The sequence below is a fragment of the Streptomyces sp. MRC013 genome (assembly GCF_023614235.1).
Lineage (GTDB): Bacteria > Actinomycetota > Actinomycetes > Streptomycetales > Streptomycetaceae > Streptomyces.
The window spans coordinates 2,195,100-2,221,171 of the sequence record NZ_CP094264.1 but is presented as its reverse complement, the minus strand read 5'-3'; the positions used below and the strand labels follow the sequence as shown (position 1 = coordinate 2,221,171).

The following is a 26,072-nucleotide window of genomic DNA, read 5'->3' as shown; positions in this document are numbered from 1 at the left end:
GCGGGGGCGGCCTGTGGACGGTGCGGAAGCGGCGGCAAACGCTGGCGTAGCATGACGAAAAATCGTCCGGTACCCGCCGAGGACTGGAACGGAAGGCCGTCGCCCCGTGAACCCACCAGCAGAACCCCGCCCCGCCAGGCTCGCCGTAGGCGTCGTGGGCGCCGGCCGGGTCGGGCCCGCCCTGGCCGCCTCCCTGCGGCTCGCCGGACACCGCCCGGTCGCCGTCTCCGGTGTGTCCGACGCGTCCCGGCGGCGCGCCGCCGAGCTGCTGCCCGGGGTGCCCGTCGTCCCGCCCGCCCAGGTGCTGGAGCGGGCCGAGCTGGTTCTGCTGACCGTCCCCGACGACGTCCTGCCCGGTCTGGTCGAGGGCCTCGCCGGGACCGGTGCCGTACGGCCCGGGCAGCTCCTCGTCCACACCTCCGGCCGGTACGGCGTCGGCGTACTCGATCCCGCCCGCCGGGTCGGCGCCCTGCCGCTCGCCCTGCACCCCGCCATGACGTTCACCGGTACCGGCGTCGACGTCCAGCGGCTCGCCGGGTGCTCCTTCGGGGTGACCGCCCCCGACGAGCTGCGCCTGGCCGCCGAGGCGCTCGTCATCGAGATGGGCGGCGAGCCCGAGTGGATCGCCGAGGAGGCCCGCCCCCCTCTACCACACGGCCCTCGCCCTGGGCGCCAACCACCTCGTCACCCTGGTGGCCCAGTCGATGGAGCTGCTCCGCCGGGCCGGGGTGGGCGCACCCGACCGGATGCTCGGCCCACTCCTCGGCGCCGCCCTCGACAACGCGCTGCGGTCCGGCGACGCCGCCCTGACCGGGCCCGTCGCCCGCGGTGACGCCGGTACGGTCGCCGCGCACGTCGCGGAGTTGCGCAAGCACGCCCCGGCCACGGTCGCCGGGTACCTGGCGATGGCCCGCTCGACCGCCGACCGGGCCCTCGCGCACGGTCTGCTCAAGCCCGAGCTCGCGGAGGCCCTGCTCGGGGTCCTCGCCGCGGGACCCGCCGGCGGAGGACGCCCCGGCACCGAAGGCCCGGAAGGAGACACCGGCCGATGAGTCCGTCGTCACACGCTGCCAGGGCGTCCGGCGGGGCTCCGGGCGGCCGCCCCGGTGTCGCGCTCGTCCACACCCGCGAGGCACTGGACCGGCTCCTGGACCGGACCCCGTCCGCCCCTTCGGCCTCGCCGGCCCCGCCCGCCGCCCCGGCCTCTGCGACCCCGCCGGGCCCGTCCGCCCCTCCGACCCCGTCGGCTTCGCCGGCTCCCTCGGCCCCGCCGACCGCGTCGAACCCGCCGACCACGTCCGCCCGGCCCCCGGCCGGCCCCGGCCCCCGCCCAGGCGGCCCCGGCCGGCCCCCGCCCCCGGATCGCCGTCGTCATGACCATGGGCGCGCTCCACGACGGCCACGCCACGCTGGTGCGGACCGCGCGGGAGCGGGTCGGCCGGGACGGGCTCGTCGTCGTCACCGTCTTCGTCAACCCGCTGCAGTTCGGGGCGGGGGAGGACCTCGACCGCTATCCCCGCACCCTCGACGCCGACGTGCGGGTCGCCGGGGCGGCCGGTGCCGACGTCGTGTTCGCGCCCTCCGTGGAGGAGGTGTACCCCGGGGGCGAGCCGCAGGTGCGCGTCTCCGCCGGTCCCATGGGACGGCGGCTGGAGGGCGCCTCCCGGCCCGGCCACTTCGACGGCATGCTGACGGTCGTCGCCAAGCTGCTCCACCTCACCCGCCCCGACGTGGCGTTCTTCGGTCAGAAGGACGCCCAGCAGCTGGCCCTGATCCGGCGCATGGTGCACGACCTGGCGTTCCGCGTGGAGATCGTCGGCGTGCCCACCGTCCGGGAGCCCGACGGCCTGGCCCTGTCCAGCCGCAACCGCTACCTGTCGGCCCGGGAGCGCCGCACCGCGCTCGCCCTGTCCGCCGCGCTGTTCGCCGCCCGGGACCGGCTCGCCGCCCAGCAGGCGCTGCGCGCGCGTGCCGCGACCCTGCCCGCACCGCCCAGCCGCGCCGAGGCCCTGTCCCGGATCGGCGAGTCCCGCGCGGCGGCCGACGCCCACGCCGTCGCCCAGGCGGCCCAGCACGGCCCGGGCGGCGGCGCCGACGCGGTCCGCGCCGCCGCCCGGGCCGTCCTGGACGAGGCCGCGGAGGAGAAGCCGCCGCTCCGCCTCGACTACCTCGCCCTCGTGGACCCGGCCGACTTCACCGAGGTCCCCGACGACCACACCGGGGACGCGGTCCTCCTCGTCGCCGCCCGGGTCGGCACCACCCGGCTGATCGACAACCTGCCCCTGACCTTCGGAGCCCCCTCATGACCGGCATACGACTGCAGGCCCCGGCGCCCGGCTGGGCCATCGACGCCGACGTGGTCGTCGTGGGCTCCGGCGTCGCCGGGCTGACCGCGGCCCTGCGCTGCACGGCGGCCGGACTCCGTACGGTCGTCGTGACCAAGGCCCGCCTCGACGACGGGTCCACCCGCTGGGCGCAGGGCGGCATCGCCGCCGCCATCGGCGACGGCGACACCCCGGAGCAGCACATGGGGGACACCCTCGTCGCGGGCGCCGGCCTGTGCGACGAGGAGGCGGTCCGCGCGCTGGTCACCGAGGGCCCCGACGCGGTGCGCCGCCTCATCGCGACCGGCGCCCGGTTCGACACGGACGCCTCCGGCACCATCGAGCTGACCCGGGAGGGCGGCCACCACCGCCGCCGCATCGCGCACGCGGGCGGGGACGCGACGGGTGCCGAGATCTCCCGGGCCCTCGTCGACGCGGTCCGCGAGCGAGCCGTCCGCACCGTCGAGAACGCGCTCGTCCTCGACCTCCTCACCGATGTCGACGGCCGTGCGGCGGGCGTGACCCTGCACGTCATGGGCGAGGGCCGGCACGACGGCGTGGGCGCCGTCCACGCCCCGGCGGTCGTCCTCGCCACCGGCGGCATGGGCCAGGTCTTCTCCGCCACCACCAATCCGGCGGTCTCCACCGGTGACGGCGTCGCGCTCGCCCTGCGCGCCGGCGCCGAGGTCAGCGACCTGGAGTTCGTCCAGTTCCACCCCACCGTCCTCTTCCTCGGCCCGGGGGCGGAGGGCCAGCAGCCGCTGGTCTCCGAGGCGGTACGCGGCGAGGGCGCCCACCTGGTCGACGCGGACGGCGTCCGGTTCATGGTCGGGCGGCACGAACTCGCCGAGCTGGCCCCGCGCGACGTCGTCGCCAAGGGCATCATCCGGCGGATGCGCGAGCAGGGCGCCGCCCACATGTACCTCGACGCCCGCCACTTCGGCGCCGAGATGTGGGCGTCCCGCTTCCCCACCATCCTCGCCGCGTGCCGCAGGCACGGCTTCGACCCGGTGACGGAGCCCATCCCGGTCGCCCCCGCCGCCCACTACGCCTCCGGCGGCGTCCGCACCGACCTCAGCGGCCGCACGACCGTGCCGGGCCTGTACGCGTGCGGGGAGGTGGCCTGCACCGGCGTCCACGGCGCGAACCGGCTCGCCTCGAACTCCCTCCTGGAGGGCCTGGTCTTCGCGGAGCGCATCGCCGACGACATCGCGGCCGCCGCCCGGGGGGCGCGGGCGGCCGATCCCGCCGCGCACCCCGCGCCGCGCGTCCTGCCGCTGCTCGACCCGGCCGTCCGCGCGCGCGTGCAGCACGTGATGACGCTCGGCGCCGGCGTCCTGCGTTCCGCCGACAGCCTCGCGGAGGCGGCCGGGCGGCTGGACGCCATCCACCGCGAGGCCCTCGGCGGCGAGGGGGCGGCCACAAGACGGCCGAACCCGGCGTCGAGTCCTGGGAGACCACCAACCTCCTGTGCGTCGCCCGCGTCCTGGTCGCCGCGGCCCGCCGCCGCGAGGAGACCCGCGGCTGCCACTGGCGCGAGGACCACCCCGACCGGGACGACGCCGCCTGGCGCCGCCACCTCGTCGTACGCCTCCGCCCGGACCGCAGCCTGGACGTCCGCACGACCGGTGCCCAAGACTTCCCCCCGACCATCCAGCCCGCCGAACAGGCAGCCGTCCGCAGGGAGCAGCACGCATGACCACGCCCGAAGAACACCCGCAGCCCGTGGACGTCCTCCCGCCCGGCGCCGGGGCGCCCGCCCGGGCGGGCGGCGGCTGCGGCGACGGCTGCGGCTGCGCGGCCGGCCCGGGGGACGACGAGGCGTACGAGTGCGGGCTCGACCCGGCGCTCGCCGAGCTCCTCGCCGCTTCGGGGCTCGACCCGGTCCTCGTCGAGGACCTCGCGTACCGTGCGATCGAGGAGGACCTGGACGGCGGCGTGGACGTCACCACGGTGGCGACGGTCCCCGAGTCCGCGGTCGCCACGGCGGACTTCACCGCGCGCCAGGCGGGCACGGTCGCCGGCGTCCACGTCGCCGAGGCGGTGCTGTCGATCGTCTGCACCGACGAGTTCGAGGTCGAGCGGCACGTCCTGGACGGCGACCGCGTCGAGGCGGGCCAGAAGCTCCTCTCCGTCACCACCCGCACCCGGGACCTGCTGACCGGCGAGCGCAGCGCCCTCAACGTCATGTGCCGCCTCTCCGGCATCGCCACCGCCACGCGTGCGTGGGCGGACGCCCTGGAGGGCCACCGGGCGAAGGTCCGCGACACCCGCAAGACCACTCCCGGCCTGCGCGCCCTGGAGAAGTACGCCGTGCGCTGCGGCGGCGGCGCCAACCACCGCATGTCGCTCTCCGACGCCGCGCTGGTCAAGGACAACCACGTGGTCGCGGCGGGCGGCGTGGCCCAGGCGTTCAAGGCCGTGCGGGAGCGGTTCCCCGACGTGCCGATCGAGGTCGAGGTGGACACCCTCCACCAGGTCCGCGAGGTCCTCGAGGCGGGCGCCGACCTGATCCTCCTGGACAACTTCACGCCCGCCCAGACCGAGGAGGCCGTCGCGCTCGTCGCGGGCCGCGCCGTCCTGGAGTCGTCGGGCCGGCTCACCCTGGAGAACGCCGCCGCGTACGCCGCGACCGGTGTGGACTACCTCGCGGTGGGCGCCCTGACCCACTCCTCGCCGATCCTCGACATCGGCCTCGACCTGCGAGAGGCCCGGGGCTGACGGATGCTCCTCACCATCGATGTCGGCAACACCCACACCGTCCTCGGCCTCTTCGACGGCGAGGAGATCGTCGAGCACTGGCGGATCTCCACCGATGCCCGCCGCACCGCCGACGAACTGGCGGTGGTCCTCCAGGGCCTGATGGGCATGCACCCGCTGCTCGGCGTGGAGCTGGGCGACGGCATCGAGGGCATCGCGATCTGCTCCACGGTCCCGTCCGTGCTGCACGAGCTGCGCGAGGTGACCCGGCGCTACTACGGGGACGTGCCCGCGGTGCTCGTGGAGCCCGGCATCAAGACGGGGGTGCCGATCCTGACCGACCACCCCAAGGAGGTCGGCGCCGACCGGATCGTCAACTCGCTGGCGGCGGTCGAGCTGTACGGCGGCCCGGCGATCGTCGTCGACTTCGGTACGGCGACGACGTTCGACGCGGTCAGCGCGCGCGGCGAGTACCTCGGCGGGGTGATCGCCCCCGGTATCGAGATCTCCGTCGAGGCGCTCGGCGTGCGGGGCGCCCAGCTCCGCAAGATCGAGGTGACGCGGCCGCGCGGGGTGATCGGCAAGAACACGGTCGAGGCGATGCAGTCGGGCATCCTGTACGGCTTCGCCGGCCAGGCCGACGGGGTGGTCGAGCGCATGCGGAGGGAACTGGTCGGCCCGGACGGCGACCCCGCCGACGTGACGGTCATCGCGACGGGCGGGCTGGCCCCGATGGTGCTGAGCGAGGCGAGGGCGATCGACGAGCACGAGCCGTGGCTGACGCTGATCGGGCTCCGCCTGGTGTACGAGCGGAACGCCTTCCGCATGTGAGCGTTCGGGCGGGGACCGGGCGCGGTTCCGGAGCGGCGCGGGGGCCGAACGCGCCCGGCACCGCCCGTCCATCCGATTCGTCCTGTTCGCGCGTACGGTCGTCACCGTGCTCACGCCCCACGGGCCACGAGGCGGCCCGGCGTCCGGCCCCGGTGGGCCGCGAGCCCCGGGGCGTACTCCGCGCCCGGCCCCGCCCGGCGGTGAGGCGCCCCGCGGCGGCCCCGCCCCGCGCCGCCCGGCCCGCTCCGCCCCGCGCCCCCCGGCCGTCCCCGCTCCGTGCGGCCCGGCCGGCGGAGGGGCGCCGGAGGAGCCGGGGAGGCCGCGGCCGCCCAAACCGCCCGCCCCCGCCCCCGCGGGGCGTCCGGTGCCCAAGCCGTCCGAGGTCTTCCCACCCCGGCGCCCCCCGGCCCCGCCCCCGTCGGGGTACCGGGCGCGGGCTGGCTAGGCTGGGTGCCATGGACTACGTATCCGCGCTCCTTCCGCCCGTGGTGATGGCCGCCTTCTTCGCCGCGATCGTGGTGACGATCGTCAAGAGCCAGGGCGGCCCGAACAAGTCCAAGGAGGACGCGGCCGTCGACGCGGCGTTCGCGCGCGCCGAGGCCGAGGGTCTCCCCGAGGGTCCCTCGGGGCCGGCCAGGGCGTGACCCCCTGAGGGCCGCTCGGAGGACGTACGGCGCGGAGCGCGCCGTACGTCCTCTTTGCTATGTCAATAGCCGTTCAGTCGGATAACTCCCACTATGGTGGCGGTGTGCCCCGTCAATTGGGAGAGCTGGAGGACGCCGTCATGACGCGCGTCTGGCAATGGAACCGCCCGGTCACCGTCCGGGAAGTCCTGGAGGATCTCCAGAGGGAGCGGTCCATCGCCTACACCACGGTCATGACCGTGCTGGACAATCTCCACCAGAAGGGCTGGGTGCGGAGAGAAGTCGTCGGGCGGGCCTATCGATATACGGCGGTGTCCACGCGGGCGGCGTACTCGGCCGCACTGATGAACGAAGCATGGTCGCGGAGCGACAACCCGGCCGCCGCACTCGTCGCCTTCTTCGGCATGATGTCACCCGAGCAGCGGGAAGCGCTCAACGACGCGATCCGCATCGCCCGGCGCGGCACTCCGGAAGGAACAGCCGGAGTGCCGGAAGGCACCGCGCCGCCGGAACGCGAAACCGCCGGAAAAACCTCCCCCTCCGCACCGGGAGAACCCCCGAATGCACCGGCGCGGGGCGCCGCTTCGGACGTCGGCGCCCCCCGTGCGGACGAAAGCGCCGGCCGGGGAACGGGCCAAGGGCACTCCGGAAGCGCCACTGCGTCCACCGGCCCGCAAAGCGACGCCGAACGCCCCGTGGAAAGCCCGGCGGACGGATTCGGCGGTACGACTCCGCAAAGCGCCCCCGGGGACACCGCCCGGCCCCCCCGGGGAGGACCCGCGGGCCACCCCCGGGACCTCCCCTCCCGCCCCCGGACCGGTGCCGCCCGGCCCCGTGCCGTCCGCCGGCGACGGCCCCGGCCGGCCCGCCGCCCCGGGGGGCCCGCCAGCGGAGCGCCGGAGGCCGGAGGCCCCGGCACCCCCGCCCCGGGCGGCCCGCGGGCCGGCGCCCCGCGCCCCGCGGGAGGAGGGGCCGGAGGCGCCGCGGGCGAGGGCGGTGGCGGGCCGGGCGGTACGCGGCGGTAGCGTTCGCAGCCATGCCCTCCACGCCCGACCCCGCCGCGCCGCCCCCGCCCTCCCCGCAGCAGCCGGGGAACGCCCGGGGAGAGCCGTCACCGTCCGCCGCGCGCGGACCGCCGACGTCCCGTCCGTGCGCCGCCTCGTCGATCCGTACGTCGCCCGGGGCATCCTTCTCGACAAAGCGACCGTGACGCTTTACGAGGACGTCCAGGAGTTCTGGGTGGCCGAACGGGACGAGGACGCGACCGTCGTGGGGTGCGGCGCGCTCCACGTGATGTGGGAAGACCTCGCCGAAGTCCGCACGCTCGCCGTCGACCCCGACTTCAAGGGCGCCGGTGTCGGCCACCAGGTGCTGGGCAAGTTGCTGCAGACCGCCCGCTGGCTCGGAGTGCGCCGGGTATTCTGCCTCACCTTCGAAGTGGACTTCTTCGCCAAGCACGGCTTCGTCGAGATCGGCGAGACGCCCGTCGACGGAGACGTCTACAGCGAGCTACTGCGTTCCTATGACGAGGGCGTCGCCGAGTTCCTCGGTCTCGAACGGGTGAAGCCGAACACCTTGGGTAACAGTCGGATGCTTCTGCACCTGTGACCGCCCCGCTGGATCCGATCCCTATGTCCGAATCGCACATGTTTCCCGTGCCCTCGTGGTCGGGAACCTCGCCCCGAGGGTTTGTGTTTTCCGGAGAAAGGCGGTTTCCTTTCCGCGTACTGCTATTTTCGATGAAAGGAAATCCGGTGGCACAGAAGGTTCAGGTCCTTCTTGTCGACGACCTCGACGGCGGCGAGGCGGACGAGACGGTGACGTTCGCTCTGGACGGCAAGACCTACGAGATCGACCTCACCGCCGCCAACGCGGACAAGTTGCGTTCCCTGCTCGAGCCGTACACCAAGAGCGGGCGGCGCACCGGTGGCCGCACCGCGGGCGGCCGCGGCAAGGGTCGTGCCGCCGCTGCCGCCGGCGGCAGCCCGGACACCGCGAAGATCCGCGCGTGGGCCAAGGAGAACGGCTACAACGTGAACGACCGCGGTCGCGTGCCGGCCGAGATCAAGCAGGCGTACGAGGACGCCAACCGCTGAACGGCGGCCTCCTGATCCCCGGCCGCCGCCCGCCCCGCCCGCGCGGGCGACCCCACCGCCCGCGCCGGTGACCCGGCCCCGGGCGCCCTCACCCCCGGGCGGCGCCCCGGCTCCGGGTGCGGTCGCGGGCTCCGGCGGCGAGCAGTCCGGCCCGGTGGCACTCGACCGCCGCCGCGGCGACGAGCCGTACGAGTCCGGAGCCGTCCGGGACCCCCGCGCGCCCCGCGGCACCCGGGAGTCCCACGAGCGTGGCCTCCACCTCGCGGCCCGGGTCGGGCGGCCGCAGCCACACCGCGCCACCGGGCGCGCCGGACGCGTCCCACCCCGGAGGGACGGGGGCGGTCATCCGGCCGCCCGCTCCCCGGGCGGCCAGGTCCAGGCCGACCCCGCCCCACTCGAGCCAGTCGAGGAGGCCGGGGAGCTCCCCGGCGCTCCCCGCGGCCACGAGGATGCGCGCCCGCCGCCCGGCGACCGCGACGGGCCAGTCGCCGCGCACCCGTCGCACCACGGCGAGCCCGGCGGGGGCGGGGAGGTCGAGGACGTCGAAGCGGAGCCCGGTCGGCAGCCGTACCGGCGATCCGCCGGTCGTGGTCCAGCCCAGCTCCTCCTCGTACCACCGCGCCACGGGCGACCCGCCCGGCCGGTGTCCGGCCAGGGGCGCGCGGGAAGCGGGAACGGTCGCGGCCATGCCGGGGGAACTCCCGGAGGCCGCCCGAAGTCACGTGGGGTGGGGGAAGCGTCACCCGGTGCGAGGCTCCCGGAGCCTACGGTGGCGGGCCGCGGCGCAAGGGTGTTCGCCCGTAGCTGAGGCGGTGGGGGTCCGCCGCATGGACCGCCGCCGTCCGCGGGTAAGACATGCCTAGTGGGAGGGACGACACGCGGGCGCGGACGTTTCACGTTCGCCATCGGCGTACTGCCGGTACGGGTATCTGCCTGGCCTGCGGGAACATCGTCTCGCACCATCGGGTTGGAGCAGTTGTCGGCGTTCGGGTCAGGAGGCCATCGACGGGTGTCGGCAGTTGGAATGAGCGGTCCCCGCTTGCGGGACTAAGCTGCGGAAGGACAGGGAGGGGACCGACCCCTTACTGCCTGACCGCTCTGAGGAGCGATTAACGATGTTCGAGAGGTTCACCGACCGCGCGCGGCGGGTTGTCGTCCTGGCTCAGGAAGAAGCCCGGATGCTCAACCACAACTACATCGGCACCGAGCACATCCTCCTGGGCCTGATCCACGAGGGTGAGGGTGTCGCCGCTAAGGCCCTGGAGAGCCTCGGGATTTCGCTCGAGGCGGTCCGCCAGCAGGTGGAGGAGATCATCGGCCAGGGCCAGCAGGCCCCGTCCGGTCACATCCCCTTCACGCCCCGTGCCAAGAAGGTGCTGGAGCTGTCGCTCCGCGAGGCCCTTCAGCTCGGCCACAACTACATCGGCACCGAGCACATCCTGCTCGGCCTGATCCGCGAGGGCGAGGGCGTCGCCGCCCAGGTCCTCGTGAAGCTCGGCGCCGACCTCAACCGGGTGCGCCAGCAGGTCATCCAGCTGCTCTCCGGTTACTCCGGGGGCAAGGAGGCGGCCACCGCCGGCGGTCCCGCCGAGGGCACGCCCTCGACGTCCCTGGTCCTCGACCAGTTCGGCCGGAACCTCACCCAGGCGGCCCGCGAGTCCAAGCTCGACCCGGTCATCGGGCGCGAGAAGGAGATCGAGCGGGTCATGCAGGTGCTGTCCCGCCGCACGAAGAACAACCCGGTCCTCATCGGCGAGCCCGGCGTCGGCAAGACGGCGGTCGTCGAGGGCCTGGCGCAGGCCATCGTCAAGGGCGAGGTGCCCGAGACCCTCAAGGACAAGCACCTCTACACCCTGGACCTCGGCGCGCTGGTCGCCGGCTCCCGGTACCGCGGTGACTTCGAGGAGCGCCTGAAGAAGGTCCTCAAGGAGATCCGCACGCGCGGCGACATCATCCTGTTCATCGACGAGCTCCACACCCTGGTGGGTGCGGGCGCCGCCGAGGGCGCCATCGACGCCGCGTCGATCCTGAAGCCGATGCTCGCCCGCGGCGAGCTCCAGACCATCGGCGCCACCACGCTCGACGAGTACCGCAAGTACCTGGAGAAGGACGCCGCGCTGGAGCGCCGCTTCCAGCCGATCCAGGTCGCCGAGCCGTCGCTGCCGCACACGATCGAGATCCTCAAGGGCCTGCGCGACCGGTACGAGGCGCACCACCGGGTGTCCATCACGGACGAGGCGCTGGTCCAGGCGGCCACGCTGGCCGACCGGTACATCTCCGACCGCTTCCTGCCGGACAAGGCGATCGACCTGATCGACGAGGCCGGTTCCCGGATGCGCATCCGCCGGATGACCGCGCCGCCGGACCTCCGCGAGTTCGACGAGAAGATCGCCTCCGTCCGCCGGGACAAGGAGTCCGCGATCGACGCGCAGGACTTCGAGAAGGCCGCGTCGCTCCGAGACAAGGAGAAGCAGCTCCTGGCCGCCAAGGCCAAGCGGGAGAAGGAGTGGAAGGCCGGCGACATGGACGTCGTCGCCGAGGTCGACGGCGAGCTGATCGCCGAGGTCCTCGCCACCGCCACCGGCATCCCGGTCTTCAAGCTGACGGAGGAGGAGTCCTCCCGCCTGCTCCGCATGGAGGACGAGCTCCACAAGCGCGTCATCGGCCAGAAGGACGCCATCAAGGCCCTGTCGCAGGCCATCCGCCGTACGCGGGCCGGCCTGAAGGACCCGAAGCGCCCCGGCGGCTCGTTCATCTTCGCCGGCCCGTCCGGCGTCGGTAAGACCGAGCTGTCCAAGACGCTCGCCGAGTTCCTCTTCGGCGACGAGGACGCGATGATCTCGCTCGACATGTCGGAGTTCAGCGAGAAGCACACCGTGTCCCGCCTCTTCGGCTCCCCGCCCGGGTACGTGGGCTACGAGGAGGGCGGCCAGCTCACCGAGAAGGTGCGCCGCAAGCCGTTCTCCGTCGTCCTCTTCGACGAGGTCGAGAAGGCCCACCCCGACATCTTCAACTCCCTGCTGCAGATCCTGGAGGACGGCCGCCTGACCGACTCCCAGGGCCGGGTCGTGGACTTCAAGAACACGGTCATCATCATGACGACCAACCTCGGGACCCGGGACATCTCGAAGGGCTTCAACCTGGGCTTCGCCGCCCAGGGCGACGTCAAGACCGGTTACGACCGGATGAAGGCGAAGGTCAACGAGGAGCTGAAGCAGCACTTCCGCCCCGAGTTCCTGAACCGCGTCGACGACACCGTCGTCTTCCACCAGCTCAGCCAGGAAGACATCATCCAGATCGTCGACCTGATGGTCGCCAAGGTGGACGAGCGCCTGAAGGACCGCGACATGGGCCTGGAGCTCAGCGGCGACGCGAAGATCCTCCTGGCGAAGAAGGGCTACGACCCGGTGCTGGGCGCCCGTCCGCTCCGCCGGACGATCCAGCGCGAGATCGAGGACGTGCTGTCGGAGAAGATCCTCTTCGGCGAGCTGCGCCCCGGTCACATCGTGGTCGTGGACACCGAGGGCGAGGGCGAGGAGAAGAAGTTCACCTTCCGCGGCGAGGAGAAGACGGCCCTGCCGGACGCTCCGCCGATCGAGGCGGCCGGCGGCGGGCCGAACCTCTCCAAGGACGCCTGACGCGCGACGCCGCCGCGCGGCGGTGAGCCGGGGCCCGCCCCGGACCGTGACACCCACGGTCCGGGGCGGGCCCTTCGTGCGCCGTCCCTCAGCAGGACGCCCCGGGCTTCCGCCAACTGCACTCGAGCGCGGCTCCCGGCGGGGCCGCGCGCCGTTCGGGGGAGGGGGCCGGCCCGGTGATCCGGCCCCGCGCCGTGTCGGAGGAGGCGAGGGTCACCACGACGGCGTCCTCGACGTCCTTGACCGACGCCGCCAGGTGGTTGTTGAGGACCACGCTGTAGACGAGTCGGCGGCCGGCCGCGTCCGTGACGTACCCGGAGAGGGCCGAGGCGCCGGTCAGGGTGCCCGTCTTGCCGCGGGCGTTCAGGGCCGCGGGGGTGCCGCACATCCGCTTCCGCAGCGTGCCGCCGACCATGCGGTCCGGGTCGCAGGCCACCGGCAGGGAGGCGTACCAGTCGGCGTACCAGGGGGCGTCCTGGACGGCGAGGAGCAGCTCGGCGAGGCGAGCGGCCGGGAAGAGGTTCATCCGGGACAGGCCCGAGCCGTCGGCCTGGCGCAGCCCGGCCGTGTCGACGCCCTCCTCCCGCAGGTACGCGCCGACGGCGGCGAGGCCGGCCTCCCAGCTCCCGCTGCCCGAGACCTCGTACCCGACCGCCTTGGCGAGGGCTTCGGCGTGCATGTTGTTGGAGAGCTTCATGAGCGGGTGCAGCAGCCGCTTCAGCGGCATGGACTCGTGCACCGCCACCGGCCTGGCCGACGCCGGGGTCCTCACCCCGAGCCGGGTGGGGCCCTCGACCCGTATGCCGCGGGCGGCCAGCGCGTCCGCGAAGACGGCGGTCGCGTACCCGGTCGGGTCGTCGACGGCGACCCACTCCCGGACGGGGGAGGCCCCGACCGGGATCCCGCCACGGACCACGAGGGTGTTGGTGCCGTGGGCGCGCTCGACGGTGAGCGTGTCCGGGCGGCCGGCGCCGACGGTGGTGGCGCGGTTGTCGACGCGGACGTGGTCGTTGCGCGGGGTGAGCGTGACGGCGGGGCGCCGTCCCGGGGCGCCGGCGGGGGAGGCCTCGACGATGACGGTGCCGGAGTCGTAGTCCGTGTCCGGGGCGAGGGTGAGGGCGGAGATCTGCGCCGAGTAGTACGAGGACTCGTCGTCCGCGGCCCAGGAACGGCCCAGCCGGTTCGCGTCGAAGCGGGTGTCGTCGGCGACGAGGCGGCCGGTGACCCGGCGGATACCGGCGGCGGCCACGCGCGCGGCGAGCCGGTCGTAGTCGGCGGCGAGGGTGGTGGGGTCGCCGGTGCCGCGCAGGTGGAGGTCGCCGTGGAGGACGCCGGAGTCCAGGCGGCCGGTGGCCAGCACCTCGGTGCGGAACCGGTGGTCCGGGCCGAGGAGCGCCATGGCCGCCGCGGACGTGGGGATCTTGGTGTTGGAGGCGGGTACGAGGCGGTCGTCGCCGTCGCGCCGGTACAGCGCGGCGCCGGTGGAGGCGTCGGCGACGACGACCCCGGCGGCGCCCCCGTCGAGGCGTGGGTCGGCGAGGATCGCGTCCACGGCGCCCTTGAGGCCGGTGTCGGACGGCCCGGCGCCGGCGGGTGCGCCGGCCAGGCCCTGGGCGGCCCAGAGGAGGAGCGCGGCGAGGCCGAGCGCGGTGGCTCGGGTGGCGGGGGTCTTGCGCGTCTGCGTGGTGCGCGTCACGGGTCCCATGGCCGGAGGATCCCGAAGCAGGGGGCGTTCCGGAAGAAGGCGGACCCGCCCTCCGTGACGATGCGCACAGGTCAATTCGGATGTACTACGAGGAATAGTGAGTTTCTCCGCATGTCGATCTCCCGTCCGGGTGGGCATGAGGGGGGCGGGTGGTGCGAAAGACCGGCGCGCGGGGGTCGAATGTGCGCCGGTGCGGGGGCGACGGCGCCCACCTGCCTTGGGGATACGGGATGGATGCCCTTTTCGGGTGTATATCCCAGGGGTGGTGACGGAATCGACCGAGACGTCAAGTGTCCGCGTCACACGTCGAACACTACGACTCCGCGTCGTAGAACCGGCGTTTGAGACATGTCGGGAGAAGCCGGTACCAAGGATGACCGAAGCCCGGCGCGTCGCTCGCCTCGGGCCGGTTCCCGCCCCTAGCTCGGAGGTTCACCTCGTATGTCGCAGCGCGCCAAGCACTCCACCCGCAACGCCGCCGTCGCCCTCGCCGCCGCCGGCATGGGAGTCGCCACGGTGTTCGGAGCAGGTGCGTCGGCCGTCGCGGCCGGGGCCGAGGCTCCGCTCGCCATGGACACCGCCGCCGCCGTCGCCGCCCAGGCCGAGGCCCAGGCCCAGGCCGCCGCCAAGACCGCCCAGGCCGCCAAGGCGAAGGCCGTCAAGGCCGCCGCGAAGAAGGCGGCCGCCGCCGGGAAGGCCGTCAAGGCCGTCGGCTGGGTCAAGCCGGTCACCCGCTACACCCTGACCGCCAGCTACAACCAGGGCGGCGCCATGTGGTCGCACAAGCACTCCGGCCAGGACTTCGCCGTCCCGGTCGGCACCCCGGTGAAGGCCGTCCACGGCGGCACCGTCGTCAAGGCCGGCCCCAACGGCGGCGGCGACGGCCCGGCGTACGGCAACGCCATCGTGATCAGGCACGCCAACGGCACCTACTCGCAGTACGCCCACCTCTCGAAGATCAACGTGTCGATCGGCTCGAAGGTGAGGACCGGCCAGTCCATCGCCCGGTCCGGCAACACCGGCAACTCCTCCGGCCCCCACCTGCACTTCGAGATCCGCACGACGCCGAACTACGGCTCCGCCGTCAACCCGGCGAAGTTCCTGCGCACCGAGGGCGTCTCCTTCTGATCCGTCCGGGCGCTCCCCCGCGGTTCAGTCCTCCGCCGGGAACCGGATCACCGGGAAGCTCCCCGTGTCCGTCGGAGCGTGGTCCGGCAGCCACAGCACCGCGACGGCACCGCCCACCCCCGGGGCGGTGCCGTCCGGCGCGGCGGCGTTGCGGAAGGTCAGCCGGGCGCCCAGCACCCGCGCCTGGCCGGCCGCGATCGTCAGCCCCAGTCCGTGGCCGGCGCCCGCGCGGCCCCGGTCGCTCGCGCCCGTGCGGAACCGGCTCGGCCCCTCCCGCAGCAGTGCCTCCGGGAAACCGGGACCGTGGTCCCGCACCCGCACCACCCGGCCCTCGACCGTCACCTCCACCGGCGGCCCGCCGTACTTGACGGCGTTGGACAGCAGGTTGCCGAGGATGCGCTCCAGCCTGCGCGGGTCGGTGCTCACCCGCGACTCGTGCACCACCCGCACCACCGCGTCCGGGTTCAGCAGCGCCACCCGGCGGCCGACGAACTCGCCGAGCGCGATCTCCTGGAGCTCGGCCCGCTCCGACGCGCTGTCCAGCCGGGCCACCTCCAGCACCTCCTCGACCAGGGTGCGCATCGCCCGCGCCCGGTCCCGCACCAGCTCGCTCGGCCGGCCGGGCGGCAGCAGCTCGGCGGCCGTCAGCAGGCCCGTGACCGGGGTGCGCAGCTCGTGCGCGATGTCCGCGGTGACCCGCCGCTCCGCCTCGATCCGCTCGTGCAGGGCGTCCGTCAGGGCGTCCACCGCCCGCGCCAGCTCGTCCGTCTCGTCGCGCACGACCCCGCCGACGGCCTCCCGCACCCGCACGTCCGTGTTGCCCTGCGCCACCCTCCCCGCGGCGGCGGCCGCCTTGCGCAGCCGCCGCGACAGCTGGCCGCCGATCAGCACGCCCAGCGCCGAGCCGGCGAGCACGACCGACACCGAGCCGACGACCAGCGCCTCGTCCAACCGCCGCATCACCGTCGCGCTGCGGCCCGCGAACGGCGTGCGCAGCGACAGCACATCGCCGTTGTCCAGCGGCACCGCCGCCCAGACGTCCGGCGTGCCGTCCCCGTGCTCCTCCACGTACGTACCGCGGTGCCTGCGCGCCGTCAGCCGGCCCAGCTCCCGGGGGAGGCGGGGATCGTTCAGCTCGGTGCCGAACCGCGGCTTCCTGGGCTTGGACGCCTCGTACACGCGCTGCGCGAACAGCAGCCGCTCCATCTGCACCTCGCGCGCGTTGTCGAGCATCGACACCCGGGCGGCGTTGTGGACGACGAGGCTGAGCGCGAGCGCGACCAGGGCGCCGACGGCGGCGATCGCGACGGAGATCTTCCACCGCACGCCGGTCCGCAGTGCGGGCTGCCTCATCGGCGTCAGGCCCTGAGCTTGTAGCCGAAGCCGCGGACCGTCTCGATCCGGTCCTGGCCGACCTTGGCGCGCAGCCGCTGCACGTGGACGTCGACCACGCGCGTGTCACCGCCCCAGCCGTAGTCCCAGACGCGTTCCAGCAGCCTGTCCCGCGACAGGACGGTGCCCGGCGCGGACGAGAACTCCAGCAGCAGCCGCATCTCCGTCGGCGTCAGCGCGACCGGCGCCCCGCCCCGGCGGACCTCCATGCCCTCGGTGTCGACCTCCAGGTCCCCGAAGGCCAGCGGCCCGCATCCGCCCCGGTCCCCGGCGCCCGCCGCCCCTCCCGCGTTCTCGAAGCGGCGCAGCACGGCGCGGATGCGCGCCATCAGCACGGCCCCGTCGAACGGCTTGGTGACGTAGTCGTCCGCACCCGCCTCCAGGCCCAGCACCACGTCGATCGAGTCCGCGCGCGCCGAGAGCATGATCACCGGAGCGGTCGACTCGTCCCGGATGCGGCGGCACAGGCTGACCCCGTCCATGCCGGGCAGCATCACGTCCAGCAGCGCGATGTCCGGCCGCCGCGCCCGGAACGCCTCCAGTCCGGACAGCCCGTCCGGCATCGCCGTGACCGAGAAGCCGTCCCGCTCCAGGGCCAGCTGCGTGGCCTCCCGGATGACGTCGTCGTCCTCGACGAACAGCACGTGCGTCTGCGCCATACCGCGCCCTCCCGCGCCTTCAGTTCCCGCTCGGCGCGGTCGGCGCGGGATCTTCGACGCCCCCGCCCTCGGCCGCCCTGCTGTACTCGTGGTGCACCGCGTAGTGCTCGGTGAACCGGTCCGCCGACCACCGGTAGGTGATCACGTCCTCGCCGGACGGGTAGGCGATCGGGTCGTCCTTCGCGTACACCTGCTTGGTGACGACCAGGTCGCCGCGGTCGATCTCCGCGTAGACGGCGGGCTCCTCCAGCGAGAAGACGTTCTCGTACCGCTGCCCCCGCACCCGGTACACGTACGTGCCGACGCCCACCGCGTCGCCGCAGGTCAGCACGTTGACGACCACGTCCGCCACACCGGTCCCGGTGAGGTTCCCGTACACGGTGTCGACGGGGTAGGCGGTCGAGGCGCACGGCTTGAGGTCCCGCTTCACCCGGTCCCCGACCTTCGGGTCGGTCCTCAGCAGCGCGATCGCGTCGACCCGCCGGAACGGCGCCGACGCCGGGGCGGTCGGCGGGGGCTGCACGGACCGGGCGCCCCGCCCGGCGGGGGCGGCGCCCTCGTCGCGCACACCGGTGCCACCGGTGGAGCAGCCGGCCGCCAGCAGCCCGGACAGGCCGACGGCGGCGAGCCCGGCCGCCCTCCTCCGCGGCCCCCCGCCGCCCCCGCGTCCGCTCCTCAGACCGCGCACCGCTCCTGCCCCCGTCCGTGACGACGCCCGTTCACCGCCCGCACACCGCGCCCCGCGCGGGCCCGGCCCCGTGCGGGGCGCGGGCGTCCCGGCTCTCCAGTTCCTGGCGGAGGCGGGCGAGTGCGCGGTGCAGCGTGCTCTTCACCGTACCGGCCGACATGCCGAGCGCCGCGGCGGTCTCCTCGGTGCTCATCTGCTCCCAGTGGCGCAGCACGACGACGCTGCGCTGCTTGGGCGCCAGCACCTTCAGCACGTCCATCAGCAGCGCCCGGTCGGCGTGCTGCTCGGTGACGTCGTCGACGGACGCGTCGGGCAGCTGCTCGGTGGGCACCTCCTCCAGCCTGCGGGCGCGCCACCACTCGGTCCGGGTGTTGATCATGACGCGGCGCAGGTAGGCGTCGGCGAGCGTCTTGTCGACTATGCCGTCCCAGCGGCCGTACGTGCGGGCGAGGGCGGTCTGCAACAGGTCCTGCGCGTCGATCGGGTCCGGCACCAGCCGCCGGGCGCTGCGCAGGAGGGCGTCCTGCCGTACGCGCACGTACTCCTCGAACCCGAGCACCTCGCCGTGCGACATCCCAACCGCCTCCGTCTCCCCGTGGCAAACCGTGGTCCGGCAGCGCCTCCGGCCCCTTCGGCCGGTCCCCGCGCTGACACCCCGAGAAGCTACGGAGCGCTTGTCACGGCAGTGTGCGGGGAGCCCCTCGGCGGACGCACGGCTGTCCATCGGTTGTGTAACAGCGCTCCCCGCGGCGGTGCGCGAGGGGGAGGGGAGGGGCGCCGGTCAGGCGGAGGGGAGGCGGTACCGGCCGCCGTCCAGGGGTTCCACGAGGCCGTCCGCGACCAGGCCGTCCAGGGCGCGGGCGCGCTGCACCGCGTCGTGCCACACCGCGTCCAGCGCGGCCCGCGGCACCGGGGCGGTCGCCTCCCGCAGGACGGCGAGCAGCCTGCCGCGCACCTGCCGGTCCGTGCCCGCGTACGTCTGGCCGCGCCGCGGCGGGCCGTCGTGGGCGGGCTTCCCGGCGAGCCGCCAGGCGCAGGCGTCCGCGATCGGACAGCGCGCGCAGTCCTCGTTGCGGGCCGTGCACACCAGCGCGCCCAGCTCCATCGAGGCCGCCGCCCAGCGGGCCGCCGTCGCCTCGTCGTCCGGCAGCAGGGCGCGCGCGAGGCGGCGCTCGGCGGCGGTCGTGGCGTTCGGCGGGTACTGGACGCCGGTCACCGCGCGCGCGAGGACGCGGCGGACGTTGGTGTCCAGGACGGGGTGGCGCCTGCCGTACGCGAAGGACGCCACCGCCGCCGCCGTGTACTCGCCGATGCCCGGCAGCGCCAGCAGCTGGGCGTGGTCGCTCGGCACGTCGCCGCCGTGCCGTTCCGTTATGGCGACGGCCGCGCCGTGGAGCCGCAGGGCGCGGCGCGGGTACCCCAGCCGTCCCCAGGCGCGGACCGCCTCGCCGGGTGCCTCGGCCGCCAGCGCGGCGGGGCGCGGCCAGCGCGCCATCCACTGCTCGTACACCGGCAGGACCCGGCTGACGGGGGTCTGCTGGAGCATGAACTCGCTCACCATCACCCCCCAGGCGCCCGCCTCGGGACGCCGCCAGGGCAGGTCGCGGGCGTGCTGCTCGAACCAGGCGAGGACGGGCGCGTGGAGCCGCCCGGCCGGGGGGAGGGGGCTGCTTCAGGAGTCTCGGTAAGAGTCATGACCCCCCGATCCTGACACGGGCGGGCGGGTTTTCCGCGCTTCCGCCCCGACCCGGCCGCCGCGCGCCTCAGGGGATCCGGTGCCGGCCCCGCTTCGGGGCGGTCCTCCGCGGGACGGGGGCCGGGCCGGCGGCCCCCTCCAGGAGCTCGGCCGTGCGGCGGTCGCGCTGCCGGGGGACCGCCACCGCCGGGGCGGGGCGGGGGCCGGGGCCGACCAGCCGCCGCAGGGCGCCCGGACGGCCCGTGCGCGCCGCCTCCACCAGGCGCTCCGCCGGGCCCGTCAGCAGGCGTACGAACACGGCCACCGCCAGTGCGCCCACCACGAGGCCCGCCGCCACGTCGTGCGGGTAGTGCACGCCCACGAAGACCCGGGAGGAGGCCATCACGACCGCCAGCGGCGCCGTCAGCCACGCGATCCGCCGCCACGCCAGCGCGAGCGCCATCGCCGACGCGCCCGCGATGGCCGAGTGGTTGCTCGGGAACGACCAGTCCCCGTACGGGGGGCACGGCGCGATCGACGCGGCGGCGCCCACCACGGCGCGGCACGGCCTCTCCTCGTCCACCAGCGACTTCAGCGTCTCGCTCACGGCGTAGCCGAAGACGGTGGCGACCGGCGCGAGCAGGGCGAGCGCCACCGCCCGCCCGTCGGCGGGCCGCACCCGCCACCAGGCGGCGACGAACAGCACGCCGAAGACCAGCAGCCCGGCGTCGGTGCCCGTCCCGGTGAAGGCGTGCACCCAGGCGGGGGTGTCCCGGGCGAAGTCGGTGACGGCGCGATAGAGGTCCTCACTCATACACCGGACGGTACCCGGCTACCGGAATCACTCGTTCAGCGCCATCCGCCGGGGACACGCCCGCGCGTCCTCGTAAACCGGCCACGCAGGTGTGATCATCGGTAAAACTTGACGCGGGAGCGGCGGGTGGCGCGGGAGCCGGCCGCGATCTCTCGTACAGTTTCCGCCGTGGGATCTCTGCGCAATCCGGTCGGGCCGCTTCCCTCCTCCATCTACTGGCGGCGGAGGGCGGTCGTCGCGGCCGTGATCGCGCTGCTCGTCGCGCTGGCCGTGTGGTTCCTCGGCCCCGGTGGCGGCGGGTCCCGGCCGGGCGACGACGCCAACGCCGGCTCGCCCGCCCCCTCCATCACGCCGGGCCCGTCCCCTCGGGTCCCGCCATCAGCACGCAGCCCGGCGGCCGTGACGAATCCGGCACCTCCACGGGTTCCGGCGGCTCGTCCGGCACGGGCGGCCCCGGGAACGGCGGCGGCACCGGCACCGGCGGGAGCGGTTCCGGCGGAAGCGGTTCCGGTACGGGCGGGAGCACCGGCGCGGGCTCCGGCGCGGACGCGGGCGCGGGCGGCGGCCGCGGATCCGGCTCCGCCCAGCAGGTCCCGGCCGGTTCACCGCTGCCGAACTGCCCCTCGGGCGCGCTGCGGCTGGCGCTCCGCAGCACGGAGGTTTCGTACGCCCCCGGCGAGAAGCCGCGGTTCCGGCTGACCGCGCGGAACACCTCGTCGACCGCGTGCAAGACCGACCTCGGCCCGGCCACCGCGGTCCTGACGATCAGCGACGAGGGCGGCGACGAGATCTGGTCGTCCGACGACTGCCCCGCGGGGCCGGGCAGCGTGTACGTCGCCGTCCCGGCCGGAGGCACCGCCACCTACACGGTCGAGTGGGACCGCCGCCACAGCGCGCCCCGCTGCGCCACGCCGCCCGCGCGGACGGCGGGGCCGGGCACCTACCTGGCGGAGGCGACCGTGCCGGGCGTGAAGGGCGTGCTGCGGTCGGCGATCACACTGGCGAAGGACTGAGCGGCGGGGGCCGGCGCCCCCGCCCCGCCGTCAGACGTACCGCTCCAGGATCGACGACTCGGCGAGCCGAGACAGGCCCTCCCGGACGCTGCGGGCGCGCGCCTCGCCGACGCCGTCGACGGCCTGCAGGTCGTCGACGCTCGCCGCGAGCAGCTTCTGCAGCCCGCCGAAGTGCTCCACCAGCCGCTCGATGATGGCGCCCGGCAGCCGCGGCACCTTCGCCAGCAGCCGGTAGCCGCGCGGCGAGACCGCCGAGTCCAGCGTCTCCGGCGAACCGCTGTAGCCGAGCGCCCGGGCCACCGTCGGCAGCTCCAGCAGCTCGGCGTGGGACAGCGCGTCCAGCTCCGTCAGCGCCTCCGCGACCGTACGGGACCGCTTCGCGGTCGGCTCGGGCACGTAGTCCCGCACCACCAGCTCCCGCTCCGGCTCGACGCCCGCGATCAGCTCGTCCAGCTGGAGGGCGAGGAGGCGGCCGTCCGTACCCAGCTCGACGACGTACTCCGCGATCTCCGTGGCGATCCGGCGGACCATCTCCAGGCGCTGTGCCACGGCCGTCACGTCCCGGACCGTCACCAGGTCCTCGATCTCCAGCGCGGAGAGCGTCCCGGCCACCTCGTCGAGGCGCAGCTTGTACCGCTCCAGCGTGGCGAGGGCCTGGTTGGCGCGGGAGAGGATCGCGGCGGACTCCTCCAGGACGCGGCGCTCGCCGTCCACGTACAGGGCGATCAGACGCATCGACTGCGACACGGAGATCACCGGGAAGCCGCACTGCCTGGACACCCGGTCCGCCGTGCGGTGCCGCGTGCCGGTCTCCTCGGTCGGGATCGACGCGTCGGGGACCAGCTGGACGCCGGCGCGGAGGATCTTGGTGATGTCCTTGTCGAGGATGAGCGCGCCGTCGAGCTTGCACAGCTCGCGCAGGCGGGTCGCGGTGAACTCCACGTCCAGTACGAAACCGCCGGTGCACATCGACTCGACGGTCCTGTCCATGCCGAGGACGATCAGACCGCCCGTGTTGCCGCGGAGGATGCGCTCCAGTCCGTCCCTCAGCGCCGTGCCGGGGGCGACCGCGCTGAGGGACGCGCGCATCAGCGCTTCGTTGCCGGAGCCTCCGCCCGACTTTCCGGGTGTTGCCCGGTCGTTGGCTGCCACTGCACTCCTCCGGCTCGTACGGGTGGGCGAGACCAGCCCAAAGTCTAGCGACCCCCACCGCACCAGGGGCTCCGCCGACAAATCCCCCGCCCGTCGCCCGCCCCCCGCCCGCCCGTGGTCCGGGCCGGGCGGCCGGCGGCCTACTCCGCGGCCGGGGCGGACGGCCGGCGGGTACGGGGGAGGACCCGGAGGGCTTCGCCCATGTCCGCGACCTCCAGCACCCGCATCCCCGCGGGGACCTTCCCCGGATCCCCCGGCACCAGCGCGTGCGTGAAGCCCAGCCGGTGCGCCTCGGAGAGCCGCCGCTGCACGCCCGTCACCCGCCGCACCTCCCCGGCGAGGCCCACCTCCCCGATCGCCACCAGGTTCTTCGGCAGCGGCGTGTCGGACGCCGCCGACGCCAGAGCCAGCGCGATCGCCAGGTCCGCCGCGGGCTCGGACAGCCGCACGCCGCCCACCGTCGCGCTGTAGATGTCGCGCTTGCCGAGCGCGCTGATCCGCCCCCGCTGCTCCAGCACCGCCAGCATCATCGACACGCGGGACGTCTCCAGGCCCGACGTCGTGCGCCGCGGCGACGGGATCTGGGAGTCCACCGTCAGCGCCTGCACCTCCGCCACCAGCGGCCGCCGCCCCTCCAGCGTGACCGTCAGACAGGTGCCCGGCACGGGCTCGGCACGCCGCGTCAGGAACAGCCCGCTCGGATCGGCCAGGCCCGTGATGCCCTCGTCGTGCAGCTCGAAGCAGCCCACCTCGTCGGTCGCGCCGTACCGGTTCTTCACGCCCCGCACGAGCCGCAGCCGGGCGTGCCGGTCGCCCTCGAAGTGCAGCACCACGTCCACCAGGTGCTCCAGCAGCCGCGGCCCCGCGATGGCGCCGTCCTTGGTGACGTGGCCGACCAGGAGGGTGGCCATGCCCCGTTCCTTGGACGCCCGGATCAGCGCCCCGGCCACCTCCCGCACCTGCGCCATGCCGCCGGGCGCCCCGTCGATCTCCGGCGAGGCCACCGTCTGGACGGAGTCGAGGACCAGCAGCGACGGCTTCACCGCGTCCAGGTGGCCCAGCACCGCCGACAGGTCCGTCTCCGCCGCCAGGTACAGGTGGTCGTGGAGCGCGCCGATCCGGTCGGCCCGCAACCGCACCTGGCTCGCCGACTCCTCGCCCGTCACGTACAGCGTCGGGTGATCCGCGCTCGCCGCCTTCGCCGCCACGTCCAGCAGCAGCGTCGACTTGCCGACGCCGGGCTCGCCCGCGAGCAGGACGACCGCGCCGGGCACGAGCCCCCCGCCCAGCACCCGGTCCAACTCGTCCACGCCCGTCGAGCGGGCGGTGGCCTGCCGCCCGTCGACCTGGCCGATCGGCACCGCCGCCGTCGACACCCGGCCGGCCGCCGTCGTCCGGACGGCGGGTGCGCCGCCGTACTCCTCCACCGTCCCCCACGCCTGGCACTCGGGGCAGCGACCGAGCCATTTGGCGGTCGTCCAGCCGCATTCGGTGCAGCGGTAGGACGGACGGTCCTTGGCGGGTCTCGTACGGGCAGCCATGCGACACACCGTAGCCGCCGCCACCGACAAGGCGGGCCGCCGCCCGTCGCCGCGCGGCCGGAGGGCGCGCACCCCCGCGGCCCCGTCCGACGCCCGGGCGCCGGCGGGCCGCGGCGCCCTCCCCGCCGCCGGCCGGAGCGGACCCGTGCGTCCCCTTCGGCGCGTGCGCCTCCTCCGGCCCCGCGCCTCCCCCGGCCCCCGCGCCCCTCCCGGCGCACGGGTCCCGGGCGGTACCGCGGCCACCCTCCGCCGGAGCGGGCGCTCCTTAGAACCGCCGGGGGACGTTGGCAAATCGCTCTGTCCCCTTTCGAGGGATACGTTCACCCGTAAGGCTTAAAAGTGCCGAAGGGGTGCGAAGAGTGTGCCTCGGGGCGCCTACGGTCGCCGGGTGACGAGCAGCAGGCTGGAGAACCCTACGGACACCCCCGGGGCGCACCGGGCACGGCGCCGTGCGCCCCGGGACGGGCGGGCGGCCTCGCGGCGCCCGCCCGCCCCCCACGAGGCGCACCTCGACGGCCTCTTCACCTACTGCCTCTCCGTGCTGTGCGACCACGACGCGGCCACCGCCGTCCTCGGCGAGGTCCTGGCCGTCGCGGAGCGCCGGCACGGACGCCGCCCCGAGGACCCGTCACTGCGCAGGGCGTGGCTCTACGCGCTCGCCCGCTGGTCCTGCCTGCGCGAGCTGGCCCGTCGGCGGCGCGCCCGGTACGGCACGCCCCCGCGGCGGACCGCCCCCGAGCCCCCCGGCGCCGGTGAGGAGACCGCCGGGCAGCGCCGCGGCGAGCTCGCCCTCCTCGCCTGGCCCGAGGCGGCCGGCACCACGCCGGAGCAGCGCGAGGCCCTGGAGCTCGCGGTACGGCACCAACTGGACGCCCCCGAGGTGGCCGCCGTCCTCGGCACGACCCCGCAGGCCGCCCGCGAGCTGCTGTCCGCCGCCGCGTGCGAGGTGGAGCGCACCCGCGCGGCCCTCGCCGTCGTCGGGACCGGCGCCTGCCCCGCCGTCGTCCGGCTCGCCGGGGGCCACCCCGCGCCGCTGTCCGCGGCGCTGCGCGGGGAGCTCGTCCGGCACGTCGACGACTGCCCGGTGTGCCGCCGTGCCGCCGAACGCGCCGAGGCCGCCGGAGCCTGGCCCGGCTCCACGGTCACCCCCGCCACGCTCCCGCTCGTACCGGCCCCCCGCCCGGCGGTCCGCGCCGCGACGCGGCACGCCCCCCGCGCGCGCTCCGCCGGGCCGCGCTTCGGGCGGGACGGCTTCCCCCTCGACCCCAAGGACCACTCCGCGCGCCGCGACCGGATGCGCGCCCGCGCCGTGACCACCACCGTCATCGCCACCGTCGTCGCGGCGCCGGTCCTCGCGCTCTGGGCCGCGTACCGGGGCGACGCGGGGACCGGCGAGGACCGCGGCGGCCAGGCCCTCAGCGTCTCCGCCGGGGCCGGTGCGCGGGGCGACGACAGCCTCTACGCGAACGCCGGCAGCACCCGTGCCGGCGCCCGCGCGGCCCGCCCGGGAGCGGACGTCTCGGTCGAGGTGGTCGGCGGCCCGGCCCCCACGCCGGTGCTCTCCGGCCGGCTCGGCACCGGCCGCGTCGCGGTCGCGGCCCGGGCACGCGGCGACGCCACGGTGCTGACGCTCACCGCGTCGGCGGACGGCCCCGTCGACTGGTCCCTGCGGACGGACGCCCCGTGGCTCCGCGTCAGCCGTACGTCCGGCACGCTGGGGCCCGGCCGGTCGGCCACGGTGTACGTCTCCCTCGACCGCGCCCGCGAACCGCGCGGACCGTGGAGCGCCCGCATCCACGTCGCCCCGTCCGGCGTGGTCGTCGCCCTCACGGGGCACGGCGCCGACCGTCCTCCGGTCCGCCCGGGGTCCGCGGGCCGCCCCACGGCGCCGTCCGCCCCGTCGCCGTCCGACCCGCCCGGTCCGCCGCCCGCCCCGCCCGCGGCGAGCGAGCCGCCCCCGGCGGCGGAGCCCCCGCCGTCCTCCGACCCGCCGCCCGCGACGGACGCCCCGCCTCCGGCCACGACGCCGCCCGCGTCCCCGCCGCCGGAGCCCGCCGCGCGGTCGCGGTGAC

Annotated in this window: 18 protein-coding genes and 5 pseudogenes; 13 read left to right on the top strand and 10 right to left on the bottom strand. The window is 75.3% G+C overall.

Annotated elements, in window-relative coordinates:
* Nucleotides 1-106 precede the first annotated feature (106 nt).
* The 9 genes and pseudogenes from LUW75_RS10050 (at nt 107) to LUW75_RS10010 (ending at nt 8,595) form a co-directional block, all read left to right on the top strand.
* A pseudogene (locus LUW75_RS10050) lies at nt 107-1,052 on the top strand (Rossmann-like and DUF2520 domain-containing protein).
* Nucleotides 1,053-1,361: 309 nt separating this feature from the next.
* Nucleotides 1,362-2,306 carry a pantoate--beta-alanine ligase gene (gene panC / locus LUW75_RS10045; RefSeq protein ID WP_250337615.1) on the top strand — a complete coding sequence of 315 codons (945 nt, stop codon included), beginning with the start codon at nt 1,362-1,364 and terminating at the stop codon, nt 2,304-2,306.
* Nucleotides 2,303-4,023: pseudogene (locus LUW75_RS10040) on the top strand (L-aspartate oxidase). The gene panC and the pseudogene LUW75_RS10040 overlap by 4 nt, the downstream one beginning before the upstream one ends.
* Nucleotides 4,020-5,045 (top strand): carboxylating nicotinate-nucleotide diphosphorylase, encoded by a 1,026-nt coding sequence (gene nadC, locus LUW75_RS10035; RefSeq protein WP_250335296.1) that lies wholly within the window; start codon nt 4,020-4,022, stop codon nt 5,043-5,045. The pseudogene LUW75_RS10040 and the gene nadC overlap by 4 nt, the downstream one beginning before the upstream one ends.
* 3 nt (nt 5,046-5,048) lie before the next feature.
* Nucleotides 5,049-5,855, top strand: a complete 807-nt coding sequence (locus LUW75_RS10030; RefSeq protein ID WP_250335295.1) for a type III pantothenate kinase — start codon at nt 5,049-5,051, stop codon at nt 5,853-5,855.
* 455 nt (nt 5,856-6,310) lie between these two features.
* A complete protein-coding gene (locus LUW75_RS10025; RefSeq protein WP_250335294.1) occupies nt 6,311-6,499 on the top strand; it encodes a hypothetical protein in 189 nt (62 codons plus the stop codon).
* A gap of 140 nt (nt 6,500-6,639) precedes the next feature.
* Nucleotides 6,640-6,952: pseudogene (locus LUW75_RS10020) on the top strand (BlaI/MecI/CopY family transcriptional regulator); the annotation flags it as partial.
* Nucleotides 6,953-7,495: 543 nt separating this feature from the next.
* On the top strand, nt 7,496-8,107 hold the full coding sequence (locus tag LUW75_RS10015) for an amino-acid N-acetyltransferase (protein WP_462933714.1): 612 nt from the start codon (nt 7,496-7,498) through the stop codon (nt 8,105-8,107).
* A gap of 146 nt (nt 8,108-8,253) precedes the next feature.
* On the top strand, nt 8,254-8,595 hold the full coding sequence (locus tag LUW75_RS10010) for a histone-like nucleoid-structuring protein Lsr2 (protein WP_250335293.1): 342 nt from the start codon (nt 8,254-8,256) through the stop codon (nt 8,593-8,595).
* Nucleotides 8,596-8,683: 88 nt separating this feature from the next.
* On the opposite strand, the gene LUW75_RS10005 is transcribed toward LUW75_RS10010, so the two are convergent.
* Entirely contained in the window at nt 8,684-9,283 is a 600-nt protein-coding gene (locus LUW75_RS10005; RefSeq protein ID WP_250335292.1) for an SCO3374 family protein, read from the bottom strand.
* A gap of 427 nt (nt 9,284-9,710) precedes the next feature.
* On the opposite strand from LUW75_RS10005, the gene LUW75_RS10000 reads away from it, so the two are divergent.
* On the top strand, nt 9,711-12,233 hold the full coding sequence (locus LUW75_RS10000) for an ATP-dependent Clp protease ATP-binding subunit (RefSeq protein ID WP_250335291.1): 2,523 nt from the start codon (nt 9,711-9,713) through the stop codon (nt 12,231-12,233).
* Nucleotides 12,234-12,321: 88 nt separating this feature from the next.
* Here the strand turns inward: LUW75_RS10000 and dacB are convergent, their stop codons facing one another.
* Nucleotides 12,322-13,938 (bottom strand): D-alanyl-D-alanine carboxypeptidase/D-alanyl-D-alanine endopeptidase, encoded by a 1,617-nt coding sequence (gene dacB / locus LUW75_RS09995; protein WP_250335290.1) that lies wholly within the window; start codon nt 13,936-13,938, stop codon nt 12,322-12,324.
* A gap of 441 nt (nt 13,939-14,379) precedes the next feature.
* Between dacB and LUW75_RS09990 the strand changes: the two genes are divergently transcribed.
* Complete coding sequence (locus LUW75_RS09990) at nt 14,380-15,066, top strand: M23 family metallopeptidase (protein ID WP_250335289.1); 687 nt, start codon at nt 14,380-14,382, stop codon at nt 15,064-15,066.
* Nucleotides 15,067-15,090: 24 nt separating this feature from the next.
* Here LUW75_RS09990 and cseC read toward each other — a convergent pair whose 3' ends face one another.
* The 6 genes and pseudogenes from cseC to LUW75_RS09960 form a co-directional block, all read right to left on the bottom strand.
* Entirely contained in the window at nt 15,091-16,419 is a 1,329-nt protein-coding gene (cseC, locus tag LUW75_RS09985; protein ID WP_250335288.1) for a two-component system sensor histidine kinase CseC, read from the bottom strand.
* Nucleotides 16,420-16,424: 5 nt separating this feature from the next.
* Nucleotides 16,425-17,117, bottom strand: coding sequence for a two-component system response regulator CseB (cseB, locus tag LUW75_RS09980; protein WP_250335287.1), 693 nt, complete (start codon nt 17,115-17,117; stop codon nt 16,425-16,427).
* A gap of 19 nt (nt 17,118-17,136) precedes the next feature.
* The gene (locus LUW75_RS09975) at nt 17,137-17,805 is read right to left on the bottom strand and encodes a hypothetical protein (protein ID WP_250335286.1); all 669 of its coding nucleotides are present in this window, start codon (nt 17,803-17,805) and stop codon (nt 17,137-17,139) included.
* A 31-nt stretch (nt 17,806-17,836) separates the two neighbouring features.
* Nucleotides 17,837-18,379 (bottom strand): SigE family RNA polymerase sigma factor, encoded by a 543-nt coding sequence (locus LUW75_RS09970; protein ID WP_250335285.1) that lies wholly within the window; start codon nt 18,377-18,379, stop codon nt 17,837-17,839.
* A 207-nt stretch (nt 18,380-18,586) separates the two neighbouring features.
* A pseudogene (locus LUW75_RS09965) lies at nt 18,587-19,459 on the bottom strand (HhH-GPD family protein); the annotation flags it as partial.
* A 109-nt stretch (nt 19,460-19,568) separates the two neighbouring features.
* Nucleotides 19,569-20,294 carry a phosphatase PAP2 family protein gene (locus LUW75_RS09960; RefSeq protein WP_250335284.1) on the bottom strand — a complete coding sequence of 242 codons (726 nt, stop codon included), beginning with the start codon at nt 20,292-20,294 and terminating at the stop codon, nt 19,569-19,571.
* 168 nt (nt 20,295-20,462) lie between these two features.
* Here LUW75_RS09960 and LUW75_RS09955 point away from each other — a divergent pair.
* Nucleotides 20,463-21,307 (top strand): annotated as a pseudogene (locus LUW75_RS09955) (hypothetical protein).
* 30 nt (nt 21,308-21,337) lie between these two features.
* Here LUW75_RS09955 and disA read toward each other — a convergent pair.
* A complete protein-coding gene (gene disA, locus LUW75_RS09950) occupies nt 21,338-22,459 on the bottom strand; it encodes a DNA integrity scanning diadenylate cyclase DisA (RefSeq protein ID WP_168438873.1) in 1,122 nt (373 codons plus the stop codon).
* A gap of 140 nt (nt 22,460-22,599) precedes the next feature.
* Entirely contained in the window at nt 22,600-24,000 is a 1,401-nt protein-coding gene (gene radA, locus LUW75_RS09945; protein WP_250335283.1) for a DNA repair protein RadA, read from the bottom strand.
* A 388-nt stretch (nt 24,001-24,388) separates the two neighbouring features.
* On the opposite strand from radA, the gene LUW75_RS09940 reads away from it, so the two are divergent.
* The gene (locus LUW75_RS09940; protein ID WP_250335282.1) at nt 24,389-26,071 is read left to right on the top strand and encodes a BACON domain-containing protein; all 1,683 of its coding nucleotides are present in this window, start codon (nt 24,389-24,391) and stop codon (nt 26,069-26,071) included.
* Nucleotide 26,072: the final 1 nt, after the last annotated feature.